The organism is Paraburkholderia sp., from assembly GCF_028283785.1.
GTDB lineage: Bacteria > Pseudomonadota > Gammaproteobacteria > Burkholderiales > Burkholderiaceae > Paraburkholderia.
On the sequence record NZ_JAPWKB010000005.1, the window covers coordinates 683,977 to 701,772 of the forward strand.

Genomic DNA, 17,796 nt, shown 5'->3' on the forward strand with positions numbered 1-17,796 from the left:
CTCGCCTTTTTTATGCGCGCGGCAAACCGCCGAGCGCCGCGAGCGTGTCCGGATCGACGATTTCGATTTCGGCGTAACGCAGCGCGAGCGCGCCTTGCGCTTCGAACTGCTTGAGCACCTGATTGATGGTCTGACGCGATAACGCGAGCATCATCGCCAGATCCTCCTGCGGCACTTTCAATACGCGTCGCATCGACACAAACGCCGGTGCGTGTTGCGCATCGCGCGACGTATCGTCGGCGTCGCCCGCATCGAATCCACGCGCCATCAGCAGCAGGCGGCGCGCAACACGCTGCGCCGCCGGCAACAACGCGGTTTCCTCGATCGCATCGAACGCAAGCCGCAGCTTGTGCGTCACCAGCAAACCGAACGCATGCCAGTGATGCGGCTCGCGCGCCAGCAACGCGGCAAGCGCCGCGCGCGACACGTGAAACACGCGCGATTCGCGTTCGGCATAGGCGTCGTGCGTGCGCGGACGACCGTCGAACAGCGCGATCTCGCCGAACCAGTTGACGGGTTCGATCACCGCGAGCAAAGCCTCGCGTCCGGCGACGCTCGCCGCGCCGATCCGCACGATCCCGTCGAGCACGCAGTAAAGACCGTCGTCCGCGTCGCCGCGCATGAACAGCCGCTCTCCCGCCGCGAGCGCACGCACCCTGCCATGCGCGAGCAGCGATTCGCGCAACGCATCGGGCAACGCGCGAAACCAGCCGCTGCGGTCGAGCGTCGCGCGCACTGCGTGAGGAAAAGTCATAACGGCGTCGTGCTCGATTGTCGGCTACCCGAAAGTCTGAAAAGCGATTGGCCGCGATTATGATGACTTTGAAGAAGGAGCGACATCCATGAGAACGCTGACCGACCACCTGACCCAATACGCGGCCTACCATCGCGACAGCCGCAATATCGCCACGCATTTCGTCGGCATTCCGATGATCGTGCTCGCGCTCGCCGTGTTGTTGAGCCGGCCGTCGATCGCGCTGGGCGCGTCGGCGCTGATGGTCTCGCCCGCGTGGCTGCTGTTCGGCGCGGCGACCGTCTATTACATCGCGCTCGATGTGCCGCTCGGCCTGATGATGGCGGTGGTGTCGGCGGTATGCGTCGGTTTCGGGGAATGGCTCGCCGCGCAGGGCACGCTTGCGTGGGCGGCGACGGGCATCGGCCTGTTCGTGACCGGATGGGCGTTTCAGTTCGTCGGACACGTCGCGTACGAACATCGCAAACCCGCGTTCGTCGACGATGTGATCGGCCTCGCGATCGGGCCGCTGTTCGTGCTTGCCGAAGCGCTGTTCGGAATCGGCTGGCGACCGGCGCTGCGCGAATCGATCGATGCGCAAGTCGGCCCGACGCGAATCAACCGGCGCGCAACGCTTTGACCGACGCGCGCCGCCCTGCTCAACGCGGCGCGAGCAAACGCACGCCGTGCAGCGCCGTCAACGCGACCGCGATCCAGATCGGCACGTAAGTGGCCAGTTGCTGCGAGCTCAAGGTTTCACCGAGCATCGTCACCGATACCGCGACCAGCAATACCGGTTCGACATAACCGAGAATGCCGAACAGCGCGATCGGCAGCAACCGGCTGGCTTTCAGAAACGATCCCAGCGCGATCATGCTCAACGCGCCGAGTCCCGGCAACAACACGAACCACATGTCGAGTCGCCCGCCGATCAACGACAGCGAACCGCCCCAACCGACTTGCACAAGCGCGACCGGCAGCAGCAACAGCATGTCGAGCGCGAACGCGGTCAGCGAATCCGCGTTGATTTTGCGGCGCAACACGAAATACGGCGGATAGCCGCACGCGACCAGCAGCGTCGGCCACGAAAACGCGCCGGTCGCCCACAGCTCATGCGCGACGCCGACCGCCGCGCAGCCGACCGCAAGCCACTGCAAGCCGTCGATCCGCTCGCGATAGTAGAAGCGCCCGACCAGCACCATGATCAGCGGCAACAGAAAATAGCCGAGCGACACTTCGAGCATGCGCCCATGCAGCGGCGCCCACAAAAACACCCATAACTGCAAACCGAGCATCGCGGCACTCGCCAGCACGGCCGCGCCGAGACGCGGTTCGGCCAGCGCGCGCATCACCAGATCGCGCAGCAGCGTCAAACGCTTGCGCTGCGCGAGCAGCAACACGGTAAATGGGACGGTCCAGATCACGCGCCACGCGAAGATGTCGAGTCCGGTGAGCGGCGCAAGCAGTCTGGCGTATGCGGATAACAACGCAAACATCGCCGACGCGCCCACCGACAGCGCGATGCCGCGTCCCGGCTGATAGTGATTCATCGACGGTTCCGCCGGGAATCGCGTGACGCGGCGCTGGCTTCTTTCATACGGACAGGTCTCATGGATTCGGCGCGCATTGCACAGGCCGGTTCGGTCCGGCGCGGATCATGCCGACGTCACGCTGACGTCATGCACCGCACCGCACAATGCCTTCAGCGCGCTCGTTGTTCGGATCAAAATCAAGCCGGCATTCTAGACGTTTCGACACACATCGCGACGCGAAGCAGGCGTTTTTTCCGGCAGAGCGACGATCGATGGTCTAGAACATAACTTCACTGCGCACGCGTGCAGCCGCCGCCGGATCGGCTGCGAGCGCGCCCTTTCGCAGATACGCGCGCCCCAAGCGCGGTTCTTGCTAAACAGTTGGCCCGGTCTCGATCTTCGTGCCGGGCTTGGACGCCGACTTGCGGACCTGCCGTCCGCCCTCTTCGCTGCCGGCGCGCTGTGGTTTAACGCGTCTGCATCCACCCGTGCCGACCCCGAAGCGTCGCACGTATTCACTGGAGACAGCATGATTCAGCCTGCCCTGTCGCATGAACTGCTTGAACGCAACCGCGCCAAAGCCGACTTTGTTGCCGACGTCCGCGCCGGTCTGTCGAAGGCGCCGCAAAAAGAATTGCCGTCGAAGTATCTGTATGACGAAGTCGGTTCCGCGTTGTTCGAAGTGATTACGGTATTGCCGGAATACGGCGTCACGCGCGCCGAAGAGCGTCTGTTGACCGAGCACGCCGCCGACATCGTCGCGCATCTGCCGCACGATGTGACTGTTGCCGAACTCGGCAGCGGCAGCGGCCGCAAAACGCGCCGGATTCTGGAAGCGCTGTGTAAAAAGCGCCCGACTTCTTACTGCCCGATTGAAATTTCTCGCAGTGCGTTGCAGTTGTGCCGACGCGAACTCGGCGATATCGAACGGATTTCGATTGTCGGCTACGAGCGCGATTATCTGGCCGGTCTCGCGGAAGTCAGCCAGAACCGCGCCGCCAACGAGCGCCTGCTGGTGCTGTTCCTCGGTAGCACGATCGGCAACTTCGGGCGGCTCGCGGCGACCCGTTTTCTGCGCGATATCCGCACGATGCTCGCGCCCGGCGACGCGCTGCTGCTCGGCACCGACCTCGACAAGCCGGTGGACACGCTGATCGCCGCCTACGACGACGCGGTCGGCGTGACGGCGGCGTTCAACCTGAACCTGCTGGCGCGGATCAATCGCGAACTGGACGGCAATTTCCCGCTCGACAAGTTCGAGCACGTCGCCCGATTCAATCGCGACGCGCGCAGTATCGAGATGCATCTTCGCGCGAAGGAACCCGTGACGGCGCAGGTTCGCGCCGCGCAGCTGACGGTCAGCCTCGAAGCGGGCGAAACGATCTGGACCGAAAGCAGCCACAAATATCGCGCCGACGAAGTGCCCGCGATCGCGTACGACGCGCGCTTCACGTGCAGCCATCAATGGATCGAGCGCGACTGGGGTTTTGCGGAAAGTTTGCTGGTAGCGCGTTGAGCGCGCGCTAGCGCGGGACGACCTCGCGGTGCCGCGTTTGATGCGCGGCGCCGCGATCGTTCAGTGCTGTTCGAATCGCTCGTAGCGCTTTTCGGTGTAACGCTCCTCGCCGGTCACTTCCGACACGCGCGCGGCGGGCGGTCCGTGGCGCAACCACGACAGCATCCGGTCGACCTGATTGGCCGGACCTTGCAGCAGCGCCTCGACGGAACCGTCTTCGAGGTTCGCCACCCATCCCTTGATACCGAGCGCGTGCGCCTGACGCACGGTCGCGTGGCGAAAGCCGACGCCTTGCACGACGCCGCGCACACGCACGTAATACGTTTCGATCCGCGAGTCCAGATCTGGGCCAGTCATGCCGTCCTCTCCTGACAATATTTCAAGCGGGCATTCTAGACGCGTCTTCGCAAGAAGCGTGCGGCGCGTGACGGCGACATCGCGTGCGCCCACGTACAATCCGACGACTTCGACGATAGTCATGCAGCAACCAGGATAAATCAGGAAAAGAATGACCGATCAATCTCGCGATCTCGTACTTGTCACCGGGGCGTCCGGCTTTGTCGGCTCGGCGGTGGCGCGCATCGCGCAACAGAAAGGATTCGCCGTCCGCGTGCTGGTGCGCGCAACCAGTTCGCGGACCAACGTGGACGCGCTCGACGCGGAGGTTGTGGTCGGCGATATGCGCGACGAAGCGTCGATGCGCGCGGCCTTGCGCGGCGTGCGCTATCTGCTGCACGTCGCCGCGGATTACCGGCTGTGGGCGCCCGATCCGGGCGAAATCGAGCGCGCGAATCTCGAAGGCACCGAGGCCACGATGCGCGCGGCGTTGAAGGAAGGCGTCGAACGGATCGTCTATACGAGCAGCGTCGCGACGTTGAAGGTGACGCCGTCCGGCAAGCCGGTCGATGAAACCTCGCCGATGACCGCCGATCAGGCGATCGGCGTCTACAAGCGCAGCAAGGTGCTGGCCGAGCGTGCCGTGGAACGGATGATCGCGCAGGACGGCCTGCCCGCCGTGATCGTCAATCCGTCCACGCCGATCGGTCCGCGCGACGTGAAGCCGACGCCGACCGGCCGCATCATCGTCGAAGCCGCGACCGGCAAGATTCCCGCGTTCGTCGATACCGGTCTGAACCTCGCGCACGTCGACGACGTCGCGATGGGTCATTTTCTGGCGCTGGAGCGCGGCGTGATCGGCGAGCGCTATATTCTCGGCGGCGAAAATCTGCCGCTACAGCAGATGCTCGCCGACATCGCAGCGCTGACCAATCGCAAGCCGCCGACCATCGCATTGCCGCGCTGGCCGCTCTACCCGATCGCGGCGGGCGCGGAATTCGTCGCGCGGTTCACGCGCAAGGAACCGTTCGTCACCGTCGACGGACTGAAGATGTCGCGCAACAAGATGTATTTTTCGTCGGCGAAGGCAGAGCGCGAACTCGGTTATCGCGCGCGGCCCTACCGCGAAGGTCTCGCGGATGCGATCACGTGGTTCCGCGAAGCCGGCTATCTGACGAAGTAACGCGCCGGGTCCGTGCGCGTCGCGGCACCCGCCGCGCATGCATGATCTCGCGCAAAAGGCTTTCCGGTTCTTGCCGAACGCTAGACTTTGTTACAAGGTCGAACGTCCGACAAAACGGAAGGCCCGCGCGCAGCAGGTAAAATCCCGCTGCTAACGCTATCAAGAAAAGAAATCTCGCATGAATCTCAATGAACAGATCGGTGCGCTGGAGATGGGCATCGATCAACTGATCGACGCATCGGACGCATCGCGACAGCCGGAATCCGCAGTCCATCCCGAAGCGCTGCCGGCCGACCCGCCGGTGGAATCGCCCGCCGCCGCTTTGCCGGAAGAACCGGTCGAGGCCGCGCCTGCCGCGATGCCCACGCTGGCCATCGCGCGCCCGGCGCAAGACGAAATCACGATGACGATCGGCGATCAGACGGTGCGTCTGCATACCGAGCAGATCGGTCAACTGATCGAAGAACTCGCGAACGCGCGTGCATCGATGCAGCCGGAACCGCCGCCGAACGTGCCGCCGGGCTGGCGGTTCGTGTCGACGAAAAACCCCGCAATGGCCGTGCAGAAAAGCGCGAACGGCGATCGTCTGCTGATCCTGCGTCACACCGGCCACGGCTGGGTGCCGTTCACGCTGTCGCCGGAAGTCGCGGTCCAGTTGTACATGCTGTTGACGCAAGGTTGAGCCGCGGACGCTAACGCGAACGCGAACGATCGGCCCGACAGCCGTCGTACCGACGAAAAAAAGCCGCGCATCGAGCGCGGCTTTTTTCATGCGTGAACGTATGTGCGCGAGCGTTTTACTGTTCGCGAACCGGCGCCTGAACCCGCGCTTTCCATTGACCGCCCTTGCCGCGCCAGTACCGCAGCGCCGACGCAAACGTCGCACCGACGTAGAACAGCGCGATCAGCGGCAGGAACGGCGCCCACAACGGCGAACGGCCGTAGTAGCGCAGCATCGGCGCATAGGCGCAGCACATCGCCGCCCACGCGAGCCACGCCGGCCAGCCCAACGGTCCGAGCAGCAACGCGACGACCGGCGGCACCAGATAAATGATGGTCATGCCGAGCAAGGTGCCGGCCAGCAACCACGCCGAATAGTGAAGCTGCGTGAATGCGGTGCGCGCGATCATGTTCCAGATATCGCGCCAGCTGTCGTACGGACGCAGCGAAACGCTCTGCGCCGCGACGTCGAGCCGAATGGCGTGACGGCCCGTGCCACGATGCTTGATGCGCGCGGCGAGACTGCAATCGTCGATCAGTTCCGCGCGGATCGATTCGATGCCGCCCGCCTCTTCCAGCGCGCTGCGGCGCACCAGCATGCAACCGCCCGCCGCCGCCGCCGTCTTGTTGCGCGGATTGTTGACCCACGAGAACGGATACAGCTTCGCGAAGAAAAACACGAAGGCCGGAATCAGCGCCTTTTCCCAGAACGAATCGCAACGCAGCCGCACCATCAGCGAGACCAGATCGCGCTGTTCGGCTTCGGCGCGGGTGACGAGTTGCGTGACGGCGTCGGCGGGATGACCGATATCGGCGTCGGTGAGCAGCAGGAAACCGGCGTCGAGACCGAGCGTGCGCACCGCTTCGATGCCTTGCGATTGCGCCCACACCTTGCCCGACCAGCCCGGCGGCAGCGGCTTGGCGCTCAGCACCGTCAGCCGGTCCGGACATTGAAGCTGCAACGCGGCGGCGCGCGCGACGTCGGCGGTGCCGTCGGTGCTGTGATCGTCGACGACGATCACGTGAAACGCGCCGCGATAGTCCTGCGTCAGCAACGTGGCAACCGCTTCGCCGATCGCGTCTGCTTCGTCGCGCGCGGGAACGACGACCGCGACGCCCGGCCATGCATCACGCGAGGCGGGCGCCAACGGCGCGGCCGGGCGCGCGCGCCAGAAACCGCCGCGTGCGAACAGCAGAACGCACCAGATCAGCAGCGATACGCAACCGGCCAGAAACAGACATGCCGCGATCATGCGCACTCCTGTGCGGACAAAGCGTGCGCAACAATATTATTCGTGCCAACCTGCGGATTCGATGGGTGACGCCGCGCGCGGACGCTTGCATCACGTCGCGATGCATCGGGGATCGGAAATTTTTGCTGATCGACTTTCACGTGCAAAGCCTCGGGACTCATTCAGTAATGCGGCTGTAAGCAATCACCGCAGGGCCAGATAGTGTAAGGGTTCCGCCCCGCCGATGCAGCGTGGATGATGTGCGACACCCCGCGGCGGCGGGCGTGCGGCACGAAAGCAAAGGGCGCGCAATAGCGATAGAATGCGCGTTTGGTTTTGGTGCGCCGGCTCACGTCGGTATTAAAGACATCAATTAATATCAAGTCGCGGCGTCAGGTCGTATCAATACGGCTTCGTCGACACCGCGTCAGTCGGAGTTCGCCAACCTATGCGAGTCATCCTTGCTCAACCTCGTGGCTTTTGTGCGGGGGTTGTCCGGGCGATCGAAATTGTCGATCGAGCGTTACAACAACACGGTGCACCGGTTTATGTGCGCCACGAAATTGTCCACAATCGTCACGTGGTCGAGAATCTGCGCCAGAAAGGGGCTAAATTCGTCGAAGAACTCGACGAAGTCCCGCACGGCGCGGTGGCCATTTTCAGCGCCCACGGCGTTGCGCAGACTGTCGAACGTGCTGCCGAACAGCGCGATCTCGACGTGCTCGACGCGACGTGTCCGCTGGTCACGAAGGTTCACGTGCAAGGTCGCCAGTATGTCGGCGCCGGTCGCACGCTGATCCTGATCGGTCACGCGGGCCATCCGGAAGTCGAAGGCACGATCGGCCAGATTCCGGGCAAAGTGCTGCTGGTTCAGAGCGAAGCCGAAGTGTCGACGCTCGACCTTCCCGTCGATACGCCGCTCGCGTACGTCACGCAGACCACGTTGTCGGTGGACGATACGCGCGGCATCATCGATGCGTTGCTGCGCCGCTTCACCAACATCGTCGGTCCTGACACGCGCGACATCTGTTACGCAACGCAAAATCGCCAGGCCGCCGTGCGCGAACTGAGCAAGCAGGTCGACGTGCTGCTGGTCGTTGGTGCGACGAATAGCTCGAACTCGAACCGGCTGCGCGAAATCGGCGGCGAAACGGGCGTGCCGAGTTATCTGGTCGCCGATGGTTCGGAAGTGAAGCCGGAATGGGTCGCGCATGCGGAAACCATCGGCATCACGGCGGGTGCGTCGGCACCGGAAGAAATGGTCAAGAACGTCATCGATGCGCTGCGCGCATTGGGAACCGTCGACGTCACGACCATGGCAGGCCGTGAAGAGAAAGTGGAATTCAAGCTGCCGGCAAAGCTGACACAGGCGCTCGCCGCACGCGCGGTGTGATCCTGTAGAGGTCGACGGAAAAAGGGCGACGGGTTAAACCGTTGCCCTTTTTTTATGGCGCGGGGGTTTATGGTGCCGCCACGGTTCTCGCCGCAGCTTTAGTTTTCATAAGCCTGCCAGCCGCCGAAGGCGAGAGACAACGAGCGGAACCCGGATTTGATCCATCGGATCAGGACGGAAGTGCCCGGGTAACGCATCGACGAAACGTCGATCGGCAAGCAGATCATCGAACTCCTCTCTCAGAAACGCGCGCAGGTGCGCCGGAACGGCGTCGACCTCATCCGCAAGCGACTCCCGGCCATCGATCACATTGACGATGTCTTCGATATCGTGATGCAAATAGTCGCCTTCGCCTCGTGCATAGAACGACTCCAGTTTCGTAGCGAGAAAAGCGGGTGCAGAAACGTGTCGAATGACCAGGCCATTACGCAGTGAGCGCGTCATCGCGGTTTGTACGGCGACGCCGTACCAGCGGTTGGAAAACCCAAGTACTGTTTCATCGACAGGCATGACGTCGATGATCAATCCCTCTCGTTCCCACCGGCAGATCAGGTCTGTGCTTTCGCGAAAACCAAGACCACGCAACCGGTCGCAGAACGGGTAATAGTTCGTCTTTGGGGCGACCTCCGTCACCAGGTCAACATCGATCGTTTGACGAATCGGAGGACGTGCAAGGTCGGTTATCAGCAGCCCAACCGCGCAACCGCCAACCAGCACCAGTTCGTCGAGTAGCGGACGAAGCGCGTCCGCCGCCTGCTCGAGAATCACCGCATTCGGATCAAAGGTGCCCGTCATAGATGTATTCCTTCAACGCCGCCGCAGCTGCTTCACGCTCTCGTGCGGCGCCGCCCCTTAACGCGTCGATCAACGCAAGTATTTCGTATAGACGCCGGTCAAGACGTGCGGCGGCCGGAACCGACGGGTACAACGGCACGAAGCTGATACCGCGGACCGTACCGTCCGCGTCCGGCCAAACGGGTGCCAGGTCCACCGTCTGATCGAATTGCTGGGCAAGTGGAGGAGCGGCTACGCCCGTCGGCATTCCTCTCGTCATCGGTCCCGTTTGCGCCGGGAATGCGTACTTGATTCCGTAGAGCAGGAATTCTTCAAAAGCTGCGCGTGAAACCGCGAGGCCTTCCTCGTCGTTGATGACAAGTTGCGAGCTTCGCGCGCGCTGAGCGGCAGCATGGACCTCAGACGCCGACATATACAACTCGCGCCCTAATTCCGCGAACGTGTACCACCGCTCACTGTTTGCAGACAGCTTTGCACACAAGACGACATCTTGTGGTTTAAGGACAGGCTGCCGTCCTCCAATTTTAGGCATATCACCCTTCATTCGTGATTCGCGAATCCAGAATTCTATCGCGTTTGCAGAAATTCCCCATGCATTCGCAATTCGCGAATTGTGAATAGTATCTGGAAAAGATTGATTCTAGCCATTTGAGCACGTAAATTCGGTCTCAAAAAATTTATGCTTTCCGGAAAGCTAAATTCCATCTACCGAGCACATGCTAAACTGATTCTGCAAACCGACTACTTCGCATTACGGAGGCTTGATGAACGAAGTCCCACGGAAAAAAAGCCCTCGGGCACCGTCACTCGCTCTCGACGAAGCGCTCGACCGCGCACTGAAAGCATATGGAAAGGAGCGGTTGCACGCCGCCCCGGCCGACGTCGTCGCGCAAAATATCGGCTACAAGAGCGCAAACAGCGGAGCCGCGCTCAGCGCGCTTGCATCGCTGCGCTACTACGGTCTACTCGCGCGCCCCAAAGAAGGCTCGTTGGCGGTAAGTAGAGAGGTGGAGTCCTACAAATTCGCGCCGGAAGAAGCCCTAAGACGCACGCTTCTGATCCGTTTTCTGCGTTGTCCGTCCCTTTACGCAGACTTGCTAGACAAATATGCGTCAGGTCTCCCTTCAGACGCGAATCTCAAATACGATTTGATCCAACGCGGGTTTATCGATCAGGCTGCGGACAACGCAATCAGTGTTTTCAAGCGGTCCGTAGACTTCGTTGATTATTTCAAAGAGGACAATCAGATCGCGGCGGAAGACACTTCGTTCGACCCAGTGGAGGATGCCGACGCAACATTCCGTTCGATGCCGGCAGACGTGCAGTCCAACACCAGCGATAACAATCGTCCGACTGCTTCCTTTGTGACTGACAGCGCTGACAATACCGAGCGCGAGCTGGACCGCATTCCGGTTCGACTTCCCGGCTCGCGTCGAGCCTGGCTCCTGATCCCGACGCCCTTTTACGCATCAGACAAAACCAGGCTCAAAGCCCAGATCGATCTCCTTCTGACAGAAGAAGACGAAAACGGTTAACACTCGTCGATCTACACGGGACGATATCGAATTCGATCCTCCGGCTAACGTTCCCCCATGAAACTCAAGGCGAAGATATTCCTGCTCGCGATCGTGCCGTTTCTGGTCGCGATCGCAGGCATCGGCATCGGCGTGCGCGAACAGGCCAAGGCGCTGGCCGACACGCAGCACGCCACGATGGAAGCCGCGTATCTCGCCAGCAAGGAACTGGAGTTGCGCCACTACGTCGATCTCGCCACGAGCGCCATCGCGCCGCTTTACGACGCGTCGCGCGACCGTCCGCAAGACGACGCCGCGTTGCGTGCACAGGCGCTCGATATGCTGGAGAAAATGGACTTCGGCAAAGACGGCTACTTCTTCGTGTACGACATGCATGGCCGCTCGCTGATGCATCCGCGCGAGCCTGCGCTGGTTGGGCAGGATCTGTGGTCGCTGCGCGATCCGCAAGGCGCGCTGACCATCCAGCAACTGATCGCGGCGGCATCGCGCGGCGGCGGCTATGTGCGCTACACCTGGCATCGGCCGTCCACGGGCAAGCTCGCGCCGAAGCTCGGCTATGTCGTGCCGCTCGGACGGTGGGGATGGATGATCGGCACCGGCATCTACCTCGACGACGTCGATACCGCGCTCGCCGGCATCGATCAGCGTGCCTCCGCGAACATCGATCGCACGATGATGTGGATCGCTGCCATCGCGCTGGCGGGGTTGGGCGTGATCGCACTGTGCGCGCTGGTGCTGAACGTCAGCGAATATCGCAGCGCCGACGCCAAGCTGAAACGTCTCGCGCAGCAAGTGGTGGAATCGCAGGAAAACGAACGCGCGCGTTTGTCGCGCGAACTGCACGACGGCATCAGTCAGATGATGGTGTCGGTCAAGCTGCTGCTCGAATCGGCGCTGACCCGCTTCGAACGCGGCGAGACCCGTGTGCCCGCCGCCGAAGCCGCGCTGTCCACCAGCCTCACGCGGCTGGGCGACACCTTGCGCGAAGTCCGTCGCATCTCGCACGCGCTGCGTCCGTCGATGCTCGACGATCTCGGTCTCGCGGCGGCGCTCGAACAACTGTCGCGCGAAATGGGCGAGCAGTCCGGTATCGAAATCGGCTTTACGCAGATCGCGCACACGTATGCCGCCGCGCTGCCCGACGCGGTCAACACGGTACTGTTCCGGATCGCGCAGGAAGCACTGACGAACATCGTCCGGCACGCGCAGGCCGATCGCGCGGCGTTGTCGCTGGAAGTGTCGAAAAACGAAGTCACGCTCGCCATCGCCGACAACGGACGCGGCTTCGATGTCGCGCGCGTGCAGGCCGATCCGCGCGCGGGCGTCGGCTTGCGCAACATGCGTGAGCGGCTCGACACCCTCGGCGGCGATCTGGCGTTAAGCTCGCAGCCGGGTCATACGATCGTCACCGCGCGTGTGCCGGTCAGGACGTCCGGCTCGCAACCGGCAAACGTGACGAAAGCGGCGAAATTGCAGGGAAGCGGACGATGAACGATATAACGCCAGGCGCGGCCCGGCTGATTCTGGTCGACGACCATCCGTTGGTGCGCGACGGTTTGCGCGCGCGGCTCGAAGCGGTGCCGCGGCTGACGGTCGTCGGCGAGGCGGGTAACGCGGACGAAGCGCTCGATCTCGCCGCGCGTCACGAACCCGACCTCGCGCTGATGGACGTCGGCATGAACGGGATGAACGGCATCGCGCTCGCCGGTCTGTTTCACGAACGTTTTCCGGCGATTCGCGTCCTCATGCTGTCGATGCACGACAACATCGAATACGTGACGCAAGCGGTGCGCGCGGGCGCGAGCGGGTACGTGCTGAAGGATTCGCCGTCGGCGGAAATCGTGCATGCCATTTCCGCCGTGCTCGACGGCCGCACGTTTTTCAGCGCGGGACTCGGCGCGCGGATCGTTCACGCATCCACGGTTCAGGCGCCGATCGAACGGCTGACACCACGCGAACGCGACGTGCTCGACGCGCTCGCCGAAGGTCTATCGAGCAAACAGATCGCGCAACGCAATGGCTTATCGGTGCGGACGGTGGAGACGCACCGGCTGAACATCAAGCGGAAACTCGATATCGAAGGACAGGCCGAACTGATCAAGTTCGCGGTCGAACATCGGCGCAGATAAAAGACAACGCGGCGCGATGGCAAAAAGCCATCGCGCCGCGCGGGTCAAACAGGAAAGAGCGGGAGAAGCGGGTAAAACGCGAGCCGACGTGCCCGCGATTCACGCGCTTAAACGCAGCCTCGATCAGCTACGCGCATTGTGCTCGGTCAGGAACTTGATCAGGCCGTCGATGCCGCCCTTGGCCAGCACGTCGGCGAATTGCGTCTGATACACCTGAATCAGCCACGCGCCCATCATGTTGATGTCGTAGATCTTCCAGCCGTTCGCCGACTTCGTCAGCCGGTAGCCGATCGCGTCGTCGCCGCCGTTGCTGATCACGTGCGATTGCACGACCACGTCTTTCGCGCCTGCGGCGGCGTCGGACGGCAGGAACTTGAACTTGACGTCCTGATCGCGCAATTGCGACAGCGAAGCCGCGTAGGTCTTTACCAGCAACAGCTGGAACTGCTCGTACAGCTGCTTTTGCTGATCGGGCGTGGCGGTGGTCCACGCCTTGCCGACCGCGATGCGCGTGGTGCGCTGGAAGTCGGTGGCGGGGACGAACTTCGTTTCCACCACCTGGGTAATCTTGGCCATATCGCCGCCGCGTGCTGCCGGATCGGCCTTCATCGCGGTGACCGTGCCTTCCACGGCATTTTTCACGATCGCGTCCGGCGCGCTCTGCGCGTAAGCCGTCGTGGAGAGGGCCGTGGACACCACGGCTGCCGCGATAAAAGCAGACAAGTAACGTTTCATACGCTCACCAAAACAGAAAGTTTCAACATTGGACCCGGCGCAAAAATTGCGCCGATCACGCGCCAGTCGCTCGACAGACAACCACCTGGTGAGCGGGAAGATGTCGCGGGGGCCACGCTGAAGGTCAGTATACCGGCTTTGTCCCCGTGGACCGCGTGGCCCGGACCACGCCCGGAGCGGCTCCGGCGGCCTGCCGGTGCGTGCGGAATGAGCCTGTTCACGCGGCGTCGGTATACTCACGGTCTTCTCCCAAAAATGCCATTCGTGACAAGGGCTCCCCCGCGTACATGCTGAAGTCATCTATCGTCCGCCTCGTCGCCCGTTCAGTGCGCCATCCATTGCAAGTCATCGGGATTTCTCTCGTGCTTGCCGTGTTGAGCGGCTACTACGTCGCGCACCATTTCAAGATCAACACCGATATCAGCCGCCTGATCGAGACGGACGCCAAATGGTCGTCGCTGTCCAGTGCGATGGATCGTGCGTTCCCGCAACGCGGACAAACCGTGCTGGTGGTCGTCGAAGCACGCGCGCCCGAATTCGCCGACGCCGCCGCGAACGCGCTGGCCAAAGGTCTGCAAGCCGATCCGAAGGAATTCGTCGGGGTCACGCAACCGGCCGGCGGCGAATTCTTCGAGAAGAATGGTCTGATGTATCTGTCGCTGGACGGCGTGCAGTCCACCACCGGACAACTCGTTCAGTCGCGCCCGCTGGTCAACGCGCTCGCCAAAGATCCGAGCCTGACCGGCCTGTCCAGCACGTTGACGACGAGTCTGCTGCTGCCGCTGCAGATCGGTCAGGTGAAGCTCGGCGACATGAGCAAGCTGCTGACGAAAAGCGCGGACACGCTCGACCAAGTGCTCGCCAACAAACCCGCGGCATTTTCGTGGCGCGGTCTGGTCGACAAGGACGCCGCGAAGCAACCCGCGCGCGCATTCGTCACCGTGCAACCGGTGGTCGATTACAACGCGCTCGAACCGGGCGCGCGTGCGTCGCAGGCGATCCGCGACGAAGCCGTCAAACTCGATATCGCCGGACGCTTCGGCGCCGACGTGCGCCTGACGGGCGAACAACCGCTCGCCGACGAAGAATTCGCGTCGGTGAAGCAGGATGCCGCGTGGACCGGCCTCGGCACGATCGTCGTCGTGCTGGTGATCCTGTGGCTCGCGCTGCGTTCCGGCCGGATGATCTTCGCGGTGTTCGTCACGCTGTTCGTCGGCCTCGCCATCACTGCCGCGCTCGGCCTGATGATGACCGGCGCGCTGAACATGATTTCGGTCGCGTTCATGGTGCTGTTCGTCGGGCTGGGCGTCGATTTCGGCGTGCAGTTCGGCGTCAAGTATCGCGAGGAACGTCATCGCGACGACCGTCTGGCCGCCGCGCTCGTCAACACCGCGCACAGCATCGGCGTGCCGCTGACGCTGGCCGCCGTCGCTGTCGCGGAAAGCTTCTTCTCGTTCATGCCGACCGCGTACAAGGGCGTGTCCGAACTCGGCCAGATCGCCGGGGTCGGCATGTTCATCGCGTACTTCACCAGCATGACGCTGCTGCCGGCGCTGCTGAAGGTGCTGAACCCGCCGGGCGAAGCAAGCTCGCCGGGCTTCAAGCAACTCGCACCCGTCGACGATTTTCTCGACCGCAATCGCAAGCCGGTGCTGATCACGACGCTGGTGATCGTGGTCGGCGCGCTGCCGCTGTTGACGCATCTGCGCTTCGACTTCAATCCGCTGCATCTGAAAGACCCGCATACGGAGTCGATGGCGACGCTGATGTCGCTGAACGACTCGCCGGTCGCCGCCGTGAATAACGTGCACGTGCTGGCATCGTCCCCGGCGGACGCGCAGCGAATCGCGACGCATCTGAAGACCTTGCCGGAAGTGGGCGACGTCACGACGCTGAACACGCTGATTCCGGCCGATCAGACGCAAAAGCTGGTGTTGATCAACGGCGCCGCGCAGCAATTGCTGCCCGCGCTGACGCAAGAACCCGCACCTGCCGCCACCGACGCGATCCGCGTCGCTGCGTTGAAGCGCGCCGCGAACCAGCTGGAACTGGCATCGGAAGATCATCCGGGACCGGGCGCGGCCGAAGCGAAGCGCTTGTCGGGCACGCTGAACAAGCTCGCCAGCGCCGACGTCGCGACCCGCGACCGCGCCGAAACCGCGATGTCGGCCACGCTGCGCATCGCGCTCGGCCAGCTCGCCGCGCTGCTGCAACCCGGCGAGATCACGCAAGCGTCGCTGCCGCCGGGCATGGTCCGCGACTGGCTCGCGCCGGACGGCCACGCACTCGTCGATATTTCGCCGAAGGTCGCGCCGGGCGCCGATCCGGGCGACGACGTGATGCTGCGCCACTTCGCGCGCGCGGTGAAAGCCGCCGAACCCGGCGCGATCGGCGGTCCGATTTCGATCCTCCATTCCGCCGACACGATCATCAAGGCGTTCCTGCAAGCCGCAGGCTGGGCGCTGCTGTCGATCACGATTCTGCTGTGGATTGCACTGCGCCGTTTCGGCGACGTGTTGCGCACGCTGATCCCGCTGCTGGTGTCGGCGGTCGTGACGCTGGAACTGTGCGTGGTCTTCGGCATGCCGCTGAACTTCGCGAATATCATCGCGCTGCCGCTGATGCTCGGCGTCGGCGTGGCGTTCAAGATTTACTTCGTGATGGCGTGGCGCAACGGCCAGACCGGCCTGCTGCAATCGAGTCTCACACACGCGGTGATGTTCAGCGCCGCAACGACCGCGACCGCGTTCGGCAGTTTGTGGCTGTCGCATCATCCGGGTACGTCCAGCATGGGACGCCTGCTCGCGCTTGCGCTGTTCTGCACGCTGATCGGCGCAGTCGTTTTTCAACCTGTTCTAATGGGCAAGCCGCGCCCAAAGCGCGCTAACAAGAAAATCCAAGGGATTGACCGATGATCAAGCGAACTGCCGCATTGGCACTCGTGACCGCCAGCCTCGTTTCCGGCTGTGCGAGCGGACCCGACCGCAAACCCGGCGATCCGCTGGAACCGATGAACCGCACGATCTTCAAGTTCAACGATGCGGTAGACCGGACGATCGCCGTACCGGTCGCGAAGGGATATCAGAAGGTGACGCCGCAGCCGCTGCGCACCGCGATCAGCAACTTCTTCTCGAACCTCGGCGATCTGGGCAACGCCGCGAACAACCTGCTGCAACTGAACATCACCGACGCCACCGAAGACCTGATGCGCTTCGCGATGAATTCGACCTTCGGGATCGGCGGTTTGCTGGACTTCGCGACGCCGGCCGGGCTGCCGAAGCACCATCAGGATTTCGGTCTGACGATGGGCCGTTGGGGTGTGCCGGCAGGGCCGTATCTGGTATTGCCGCTGTTCGGGCCGAGTTCGGTGCGCGACGGACTGGGACGCGTGGTGGACGTGCGTTTCAACGCGCTGAACTACATCGAACCGGCATGGCGTAATCCGTTGTACGTGTTGCAGTTCGTCAGCGTGCGATCGGATTTGCTCGGCGCAACCGACCTGTTGCAAGCGGCGGCGCTCGATCCGTATTCGTTCGTGCGTGACGCTTACACCCAGCAGCGTAAATCGCTGTTGCGCGGCAAGAGCGGCGGCACGAACGCGCCGCTGCCGGATTACGGCGACCCGGGCGCCGACGGCGACAACGCGCCGTCGGGCGCAACCGGTGCGTCCGGCGCGGCTGCGGCAGGCGTGCCGGATTACTCCGATCCGGGCGATGCGGCAGCGGCACCGGCACCGGCTGGCGCAGGGGCTGGCGCAGCCGCCGCAGGCGGTACGGCGGCGGCAACGACCGCTCCCGCAACGGCAGCGCCCGCGTCGTCGGCGCAAGGCACGAAAGCCGCGCCGGCGCCCGACGCTTCGGCACCGGCAGCGCAATAAACCCGTCCGTGCGAGCGCCCAGGCGCTCACGCAAAAAAGGCCCGGCAAGCTTCGCTTGCCGGGCCTTTTTCATTCCCCGC

17 protein-coding genes are annotated in these 17,796 nt (G+C 63.1%); 10 read left to right on the forward strand and 7 right to left on the reverse strand.

Annotated features, from left to right (window positions below):
* Positions 1-10: 10 nt before the first annotated feature.
* The gene (locus tag PW947_RS07080; protein ID WP_299630395.1) at positions 11-754 is read right to left on the reverse strand and encodes a Crp/Fnr family transcriptional regulator; all 744 of its coding nucleotides are present in this window, start codon (positions 752-754) and stop codon (positions 11-13) included.
* An 88-nt stretch (positions 755-842) separates the two neighbouring features.
* Here PW947_RS07080 and PW947_RS07085 point away from each other — a divergent pair, with 88 nt between their 5' ends.
* Positions 843-1,373, forward strand: coding sequence for an Mpo1-like protein (locus PW947_RS07085; RefSeq protein ID WP_299630397.1), 531 nt, complete (start codon positions 843-845; stop codon positions 1,371-1,373).
* Between the two features lie 19 nt (positions 1,374-1,392).
* Here the strand turns inward: PW947_RS07085 and rarD are convergent, their stop codons facing one another.
* On the reverse strand, positions 1,393-2,283 hold the full coding sequence (gene rarD / locus PW947_RS07090) for an EamA family transporter RarD (RefSeq protein WP_299630399.1): 891 nt from the start codon (positions 2,281-2,283) through the stop codon (positions 1,393-1,395).
* A gap of 511 nt (positions 2,284-2,794) precedes the next feature.
* On the opposite strand from rarD, the gene egtD reads away from it, so the two are divergent.
* Positions 2,795-3,781, forward strand: coding sequence for an L-histidine N(alpha)-methyltransferase (gene egtD / locus PW947_RS07095; RefSeq protein WP_299630401.1), 987 nt, complete (start codon positions 2,795-2,797; stop codon positions 3,779-3,781).
* 60 nt (positions 3,782-3,841) lie between these two features.
* Here the strand turns inward: egtD and PW947_RS07100 are convergent, their stop codons facing one another.
* On the reverse strand, positions 3,842-4,138 hold the full coding sequence (locus PW947_RS07100; RefSeq protein WP_299630402.1) for an acylphosphatase: 297 nt from the start codon (positions 4,136-4,138) through the stop codon (positions 3,842-3,844).
* 151 nt (positions 4,139-4,289) lie between these two features.
* Here PW947_RS07100 and hpnA point away from each other — a divergent pair, with 151 nt between their 5' ends.
* Both hpnA and PW947_RS07110 read left to right on the forward strand, forming a co-directional pair.
* A complete protein-coding gene (gene hpnA, locus PW947_RS07105) occupies positions 4,290-5,300 on the forward strand; it encodes a hopanoid-associated sugar epimerase (RefSeq protein WP_299630403.1) in 1,011 nt (336 codons plus the stop codon).
* 178 nt (positions 5,301-5,478) lie between these two features.
* Complete coding sequence (locus PW947_RS07110; protein WP_299630404.1) at positions 5,479-5,982, forward strand: hypothetical protein; 504 nt, start codon at positions 5,479-5,481, stop codon at positions 5,980-5,982.
* Between the two features lie 115 nt (positions 5,983-6,097).
* Here PW947_RS07110 and PW947_RS07115 read toward each other — a convergent pair whose 3' ends face one another.
* On the reverse strand, positions 6,098-7,273 hold the full coding sequence (locus PW947_RS07115) for a glycosyltransferase (protein ID WP_299630405.1): 1,176 nt from the start codon (positions 7,271-7,273) through the stop codon (positions 6,098-6,100).
* Positions 7,274-7,700: 427 nt separating this feature from the next.
* Between PW947_RS07115 and ispH the strand changes: the two genes are divergently transcribed.
* A complete protein-coding gene (gene ispH, locus PW947_RS07120; RefSeq protein WP_299630406.1) occupies positions 7,701-8,645 on the forward strand; it encodes a 4-hydroxy-3-methylbut-2-enyl diphosphate reductase in 945 nt (314 codons plus the stop codon).
* Positions 8,646-8,750: 105 nt separating this feature from the next.
* Here ispH and PW947_RS07125 read toward each other — a convergent pair whose 3' ends face one another.
* Positions 8,751-9,440, reverse strand: a complete 690-nt coding sequence (locus PW947_RS07125; RefSeq protein ID WP_299630407.1) for a hypothetical protein — start codon at positions 9,438-9,440, stop codon at positions 8,751-8,753.
* Complete coding sequence (locus tag PW947_RS07130) at positions 9,424-9,984, reverse strand: hypothetical protein (protein ID WP_299630409.1); 561 nt, start codon at positions 9,982-9,984, stop codon at positions 9,424-9,426. Before PW947_RS07130 ends, PW947_RS07125 begins: the two co-directional genes overlap by 17 nt.
* A 220-nt stretch (positions 9,985-10,204) precedes the next feature.
* On the opposite strand from PW947_RS07130, the gene PW947_RS07135 reads away from it, so the two are divergent.
* Genes PW947_RS07135 through PW947_RS07145 form a run of 3 tightly spaced genes read left to right on the forward strand, consistent with a single transcriptional unit; the run spans position 10,205 to position 13,104 of the window.
* Entirely contained in the window at positions 10,205-10,975 is a 771-nt protein-coding gene (locus PW947_RS07135; RefSeq protein ID WP_299630410.1) for a hypothetical protein, read from the forward strand.
* A 57-nt stretch (positions 10,976-11,032) separates the two neighbouring features.
* On the forward strand, positions 11,033-12,466 hold the full coding sequence (locus PW947_RS07140) for a cache domain-containing protein (RefSeq protein ID WP_299630411.1): 1,434 nt from the start codon (positions 11,033-11,035) through the stop codon (positions 12,464-12,466).
* Complete coding sequence (locus tag PW947_RS07145; protein WP_299630412.1) at positions 12,463-13,104, forward strand: response regulator transcription factor; 642 nt, start codon at positions 12,463-12,465, stop codon at positions 13,102-13,104. Before PW947_RS07140 ends, PW947_RS07145 begins: the two co-directional genes overlap by 4 nt.
* A 123-nt stretch (positions 13,105-13,227) precedes the next feature.
* Here PW947_RS07145 and PW947_RS07150 read toward each other — a convergent pair whose 3' ends face one another.
* Complete coding sequence (locus tag PW947_RS07150) at positions 13,228-13,839, reverse strand: phospholipid-binding protein MlaC (RefSeq protein WP_299630413.1); 612 nt, start codon at positions 13,837-13,839, stop codon at positions 13,228-13,230.
* 287 nt (positions 13,840-14,126) lie between these two features.
* On the opposite strand from PW947_RS07150, the gene PW947_RS07155 reads away from it, so the two are divergent.
* Together PW947_RS07155 and PW947_RS07160 are read left to right on the forward strand one after the other, a co-directional pair.
* A complete protein-coding gene (locus PW947_RS07155) occupies positions 14,127-16,754 on the forward strand; it encodes an MMPL family transporter (protein ID WP_299630414.1) in 2,628 nt (875 codons plus the stop codon).
* Entirely contained in the window at positions 16,751-17,716 is a 966-nt protein-coding gene (locus PW947_RS07160) for a VacJ family lipoprotein (protein WP_299630415.1), read from the forward strand. The genes PW947_RS07155 and PW947_RS07160 overlap by 4 nt, the downstream gene beginning before the upstream one ends.
* The last annotated feature ends 80 nt before the right edge of the window (positions 17,717-17,796 follow it).